Here is a 6,514-nt window from a genome sequence, read left to right on the forward strand (position 1 = left end):
CAGGCCTTCATTCTGCTTGTTCACATATACCTGCGTGAGGTTATGATTAAAGGTTTTTGCTAAAGAACTCTGCCAGTTTATTTAAGGCAGGGTTAACAAATTTTGGCTTGTCATATAAATCAAAATGTGAAGCGCCTGGAATAATAACCAGCTCCTTCGGCTCTTTCGCTCTGTCATAGGCTTGCTGGCTGAATTTTCTTGTTTCAGCTTTTTCTCCGGCAATTAACAGCACCGGACGGGGGGAAATCAAATCTATATGCTCCAGTGGATAGTAGGCCATATGGAGTCCGGTGCTCGTGACGACATAACGGTTATTGGCATTCGGATGCGCGCCTCTCGGCGTCAGGTAATAATCGGTCGCCTCCCGGACAAAGTTAGGCGTACTGGCATTTAACTTATCCCGGGAAGGCAGCAACTGCTGAACCAGCACCGGCACACCGCTGGCCTCTTTGTTCAGTTGTTCATCCACGCTTTGCATTAACTTCGTTCTGTCGCTTGCCGTAACCGGCAGGCCTTCAATACCGTTGCGGGTCGCATCGCCAATGTCGTAAGTGACGACACCGGCAACAGCCCTGACGCGTAAATCATTCTGCGCTTCGTGCAGCGTATAGCCTCCACCGGCACAGATCCCCAGAGTACCAATGCGGCTGGCATCAACCTGCTGCAGGCTGGCAAGATAGCCTATGGCGCTGCGGATATCCTGTACGCGATCGGACGGATTTTCCAGGTCACGCGGTAATCCTCCGCTTTCACCATAATGCGAGGCATCGTAAGCCAGAGTAATAAATCCGCGCTTTGCCAGCTGCTGTGCGTAAAGCCCGGACGTCTGTTCTTTCACGCCGCCCCAGGGATGAGAGACTACGATCGCCGGATATTTCCTGGCGCTGTCATAATCAGGCGGAAGATATAAATTACCCGCCATGGTGATGCTGCCATTTTTAAACGTCACTTTTTGCGACCCCAAAACATTGACGCCCTCCGCAACAGTTGAAGGGATTTTTTGTGCAGCCAAAACAGAACCTGCCATCAGCATTGAAGCACACAAAAGAGAAATCTTAATTAAGGGCATAATATTACCTCATTAATGATGATTATCAGGAGGAGTCACCGGAGACGCTGAAAGCAAAAAGCGGACGGCGTTGGATATATCAGAATCCGGTTAAATTTCTTATTTCAGGTGTTCAGGCCCCGCCGGAGAATATCAATTCAGATATAATCTTCAGACAGTCAGATAAAAACATTTATTGAGAAGTAGCCAGTGGTTAATAATGTACATGACGCGGGCTCAGTTAACCACCCAGCCTCGTTTCTTGCATTCATAAATGAAATTCATTAATGTCCGTGATATCTTATCCACATGATCTGGAGACACTGTCGTCGTCCGGATGGACACACAGCCGGTGAGAGTGGAAGATGGCAAGAGAAGGCTTCAGTGAATTAATCGCACTCATAGCAGTTGCCCAGACGGGCAGTTTTACTCGTGCAGCGGCTCAGTTGGGAGTCACACAACCAGCTCTCAGCGCAAGCATACGCGGGCTTGAGGAACGGCTGGGAGTGCGTCTTGTACTGCGCAGTACACGAAGTGTTGCGCTCACGATGGCGGGTCAGCATCTCGTCGATCGTCTGGTACCGGAGTTTGATCAGATCACGAATGAGCTGGAATCGCTCAATGACTTACGCGACAAACCTACTGGAACACTGCGCATTACCGCCATTGACTACGTGATACGCTCGGTTCTGTGGCCCCGGCTAACCCCTTTTCTGAAACAGTATCCGGACATTACCGTTGAGCTTATCAGCGAGTATGAAAGCGTTGATATTGCGGCCCGGGGATATGATGCCGGCGTCCGGTTTGGGGCCGATCTGGCCCAGGATATGATTTCCGTTCGCATCAGTACAGATGTTAAGAATGCGGTTGTTGGTTCAGCAGAGTATTTTACGCGCCACCCGATCCCGCAACATCCGACCGAACTGAGCCAGCACAGCGGGGTACGTTTACGCATGTCCACGTACGGCGGGTTGTATGACTGGGAGTTTGTTGAGGGCAAGCGTGAGTTCAGCGTCAAAATCAACGGGCCGGTAATATGTAATAACGTTTACGACATACTGGAGGCAGTCAGACGGGGTTTCGGTCTGGCTTATCTACCGCTGGATATGGTACAGCCATTGCTTGACAGCGGAGAACTGGTTTCTGTGCTCCAGGAGTGGTGCCCTCTCTGGCCAGGGCTGCACCTTTACTACCCAAACCGGCGACAGCATTCCAGAGCCATGAGCCTGATGGTGGAGGCTCTCCGCTTTCATGCTAATGACTGAACCGGACGTCACTTCAGCCCTTAAAACCAGAGCACTGGATAACCACTTCATGTTATTAAACAGATTTTCTCCAGAGAACAGGTGACGAACCATGTCAGGCGAAATATTCCGGGATCTTATCGCATTTATTACCATCGCCCGGCACAGAAGCTTTACCAGAGCGGCCGCTGAGCTTGGCGTTTCGCAATCAGCATTAAGCCATACCATTCGCAATCTGGAAGAGCGGATCGGGCTGCGTCTGTTGATCAGGACCACACGCAGCGTTTCCCCGACGGAGGCCGGAAAAAGGTTGCTGGAACGCGTGTCGCCCAGGCTGGACACGATTGCCAGTGAGCTGACCTCCATCAGGGATTTGAGCCGCACCATTGCGGGCACAGTGAGAATGACTGTCTCCGATTTTGCCTATAAGGCTTTTGTATGGCCACGCCTCAGCGAAACGCTGCGCCATTATCCGGACGTCAGGCTTGAGCTCTCTCTTGATGCAGCGCTGACCGATATTATTACGGAGAGATTTGATGCCGGTATCAGGGACGGTGATTCGCTTGGCAAAAATATGGCATCTGTGCGTATCAGCCCGGATTTACGTTATTCAGCAGTTGCCTCTCCCGGTTATGTTCAGGATAAAGGACTGCCGCCTTCACCCGGTGCTTTGGCTCAGTATTCCTGTATTAATACCCGCTTTACGCCTGGGGGAAGCACAACGCCATGGATACTGAAGGAAAATGAAACCGGGCAGATTTTCCGGCCTGCGGGCCATCTGGTCTTTAATTCATATTATGCTGCGATGGATGCGGCGCTGGCGGGTTACGGAATTGCCTTTTTACCGGAGATACTCAGCCAGCCATGGCTGGATGCAGGAAAACTTCTGCCGATCCTGCCTGAATGGTGGGCAGAACGACCGGGTTTTTATATTTACTATCCGGGTGAACGTCAGCTGTTGCCTGCGCTCTCCATGATTGTTGAAACGCTGCGATATGAGCCGCCAGTATAATGCCATTTCTGCTCACAACCGCCTGACCTGGGAAGCAATGGACGGCCAGTCGCTGAGATTTATTCTCCGTTGGCTTTCTCCGTCTGCGCGAGGGACCATCTCCGGTAGGGAGTGCCTGCGAACGGTTATTATCGCGTTTATCCTGAACAAGCTTGATAAATTCAAGTGTCCGCCCGAGGTGTTTGTTGTCCACGATAGCACCCAGGTCAATTTCCTGAAGGCGATCATAGGTGGAGTAGGGAAGGACGACTCCGTTTAGCCGGAGTTCTTTCCGGCCATCCGGGTAATGCCAGACCTCTATGTATTTCCCGATGGCTTTGCGACTAATTTCACTGTCTTCAATAAGATAGAGCACTTTGTCATACTGAACCGTCAGAGATTTTGAAACGCGGCGCGGTTCCCGCCATGTGAAAAAGGCAGCCAAATCATCATCATGTTCGAGTGGCCGATGCACATCAAAGTCATGTCGGGGAACTTTGGCAAAGCGCCGGTTATATCTGGATCAACTCACCACAACAGGCAAGACGATAGCGTGGCTGCTGAATTTTCGGCGCACGTTGTTTGCGGGGGATCCAGAGACCGGCTTTGACCATGAGTGAACGGACGGTCTCTTTGGACAGGTGAACATCGTGCAGTTCTGCGAGTTTCACACATGCAAGCGTCGGCCCAAAGTCGGTATAGCGATCTCGGATTATATTGAGCGCGTACTGTGCAAAACCATCAGGCAGCTGGTTATTTCTGGGTTTTCCTCGACGGCGGTTAGTCATACCAGGCGGGCCAGATTCACGGTAACGCGACAGAAGACGCCGGCACTGACGAGCGGAGATACCCAGGCGCTGCGCGGGCATCTGCGTTGTCAGGTGCCGGTCGACAACATGGGTTAACTTCATCTAAAGTAAAAAACTGCGCTGAATGGGCCAGAGCAGAATCTTTCTGGTGGCCACTGCCAGCGGGAACGGATGTTATCCCGGTTGCTCTGCTTCAGGTGATGGCAGTAATAAAATCTGCATAAATTTTACTCCCCTTCGTCTTAACTCACTGCGATGATTATGGTTTTGGAGATTTAACTTAAGGAAAGATGATGAACATACGTTATCCGGTACGGAAAGCCGACGGACGGGACTATAATTACATTAGGATGGATGATGAAAAAGGTGGTTTTGTTTTTTGCTATTGTATCTTTCTCTGCTGTGGCTGGTATTACTGACATCACGACAAAGCCAGTTGCATTAACAGCGTTGAAAAAAAACAGTGCTCAATATATTGATATTTGCAAAACGGTCGATGATTTCTGTAAAGACGGGACTTCTATCTGGAAAGAAAAAAATTCCAATGACATCTTTTATTTAACCACTTCACATCTTCAGTTAATGAAGATAAAAAAAGAAGGTGATGTGTATTCTAAAATAGTTTCATGGGATTTTACTAAAGAAGCTAATAATGAGGATATTCCTGATGATGAACTTACCAAAAGCGATGTATATATATATCCAGCTTTATATCCTTTAAGTAAAGTAAAAACGGCCGTTGCGTTAGTATCGAAATGGTCAACAACTTATTCCGGAGGTGGGCGCGAGGAAGAATACGCAAATTTCATAATGATTAATGATGATGGTACATATCAACCAGCCTTTAAAAATATTCCATTTTCATCAAGAGAAATGATAAAAGCTTGCTTTACCGAAGATGATTATGCAAAACAATCACATTGTCACGATGAGAGTTGGAGCATCTTAAGCCTTAAAATCACCGATGATTCGAAGGATTATTACTCATGGAAGTTCATAACAAAATCATATAATTGGCCTGCATTTAAAGAAAAGTCATCGACTCAAGTAAGTATTAACGAGAGCATTGCATATCCATTCCAACCGCAGCCACAACATAACAAATAACCCCCCATCCTTATGGGATGCGCATAATGTAGTACGCATTATAATAAGCAGGCCGCAGCGAAGCGGCCTGCTTACACAGAACGTTATAGTGCAAACCTCAAGTCTCAAATGGATCTTTTACAGAAAGTCATCGTCCGGTTCTGGCTCTCTTGCCAAAAATCTCCTCTGACTGCGACTGGAGTTGCTTAAGCGCTTCGAGCATGTCGTCGTTATTCAGTGACCGCTGGGATTTTTTCCCTTCCTGTCTGGGCCGTCGCCGGGAAGGGCCATCACCAGAAGGAACGGACTGAGAGCGCGTGTTATCTCGTTTGCTCTGCACCAGACTGATAAATTCCAGAGCACGGCCAAGTCGTTTATTATCCACAATTTCGCCCTGGTCGACTTCTGACAGCCGGTCATAGGTAGAGTAGGGAAGTGTCTCACCATTCAGGCGTAACTCTTTACGACCATCGGGGTAGTGATACACGTCGATGTATTTACCAATAGCACGGCGGCTCAGCTCGCTGTCTTCAATCAGGTACAGCATTTTATCGTACTGTATCGTCAGCGATTTTGAGACTTTGCGATGTTCCCGTACTGTGAAAATAAGATCCAGATCTTCGTCATGTTCAACCACACGATGCACGTCAAAGTCATGTCGGGGCTCTTTGCCAAAACGACGGTTATAGTCAGCAATATAGGCTTCAGCAAAGGCATTTGCAGCCTCCATTGAGTTGATACCCTGTAACCAGCGCCAGCGGTTTGCCATGCTTATCAATATAATGGCGTGTGGCTTCGAAGTAAGAAAACGTGGACTCAGATTTGACGAACAAAAGCTCCATGATTTTACTGGTTGCATCATCAACGTGTACAGGCTGGTCCTCGGCCTTCAAACCAGTCATGATCGCAGCCATCGATTTGTATCAATCCGCCCGTACACGGACGCCGGTAACGTGGCTGAGGGATCCTTGCGGCGCGTTGTTTGCGGGGGACCCATAAACCAGCCCGGACCATAATACGCCGTACGGTTTCTTTGCCGAGAAACTCCGACATTGTCTGTCGCTGATACCGAGGTGTTCAGCTGCACGACGCGTGGTCATACGACGTTCGATAACGTCCTGGATAATCTTGACCCGGTTGATCTCTTTCAAAGTAAACACTCCTGAGCTTTCTGCGCTCATGATATGCCTCCCGGTAGTTTAAACGGACCAGTGAAGCTTACCATAACGCGGACATCTGAATTGAGCTACAGGCGGACATTACTATTGAGCCCCTACAACCTATGTCAAGGCTCAATTGAAATGTCCGTTATCCAGCTCAATTAAAATGACCACTT

At 48.8% G+C, this 6,514-nt stretch carries 4 protein-coding genes and 2 pseudogenes; 3 read left to right on the forward strand and 3 right to left on the reverse strand.

What is annotated here, in order from left to right; genetic code table 11:
* Positions 1–46: 46 nt before the first annotated feature.
* Positions 47–1,069 carry an alpha/beta hydrolase gene (locus tag ABLU87_RS15290; RefSeq protein WP_122117844.1) on the reverse strand — a complete coding sequence of 341 codons (1,023 nt, stop codon included), beginning with the start codon at positions 1,067–1,069 and terminating at the stop codon, positions 47–49.
* A gap of 344 nt (positions 1,070–1,413) precedes the next feature.
* Between ABLU87_RS15290 and ABLU87_RS15295 the strand changes: the two genes are divergently transcribed.
* Complete coding sequence (locus ABLU87_RS15295; RefSeq protein WP_025106362.1) at positions 1,414–2,313, forward strand: LysR family transcriptional regulator; 900 nt, start codon at positions 1,414–1,416, stop codon at positions 2,311–2,313.
* A 91-nt stretch (positions 2,314–2,404) separates the two neighbouring features.
* Positions 2,405–3,304, forward strand: coding sequence for a LysR family transcriptional regulator (locus ABLU87_RS15300; protein ID WP_122117845.1), 900 nt, complete (start codon positions 2,405–2,407; stop codon positions 3,302–3,304).
* A gap of 49 nt (positions 3,305–3,353) precedes the next feature.
* Here ABLU87_RS15300 and ABLU87_RS15305 read toward each other — a convergent pair.
* Positions 3,354–4,225, reverse strand: a pseudogene (locus ABLU87_RS15305) (ISNCY family transposase); the annotation flags it as partial.
* Between the two features lie 224 nt (positions 4,226–4,449).
* Here ABLU87_RS15305 and ABLU87_RS15310 point away from each other — a divergent pair.
* Positions 4,450–5,199: a hypothetical protein gene (locus ABLU87_RS15310; protein WP_025106365.1), complete on the forward strand. Its 750-nt coding sequence runs from the start codon at positions 4,450–4,452 to the stop codon at positions 5,197–5,199.
* A gap of 127 nt (positions 5,200–5,326) precedes the next feature.
* Here the strand turns inward: ABLU87_RS15310 and ABLU87_RS15315 are convergent.
* Positions 5,327–6,359 (reverse strand): annotated as a pseudogene (locus tag ABLU87_RS15315) (ISNCY family transposase).
* Positions 6,360–6,514 lie beyond the last annotated feature (155 nt).

This window comes from Klebsiella sp. CB_Kp196 (genome assembly GCF_040061575.1).
Lineage (GTDB): Bacteria > Pseudomonadota > Gammaproteobacteria > Enterobacterales > Enterobacteriaceae > Klebsiella > Klebsiella michiganensis.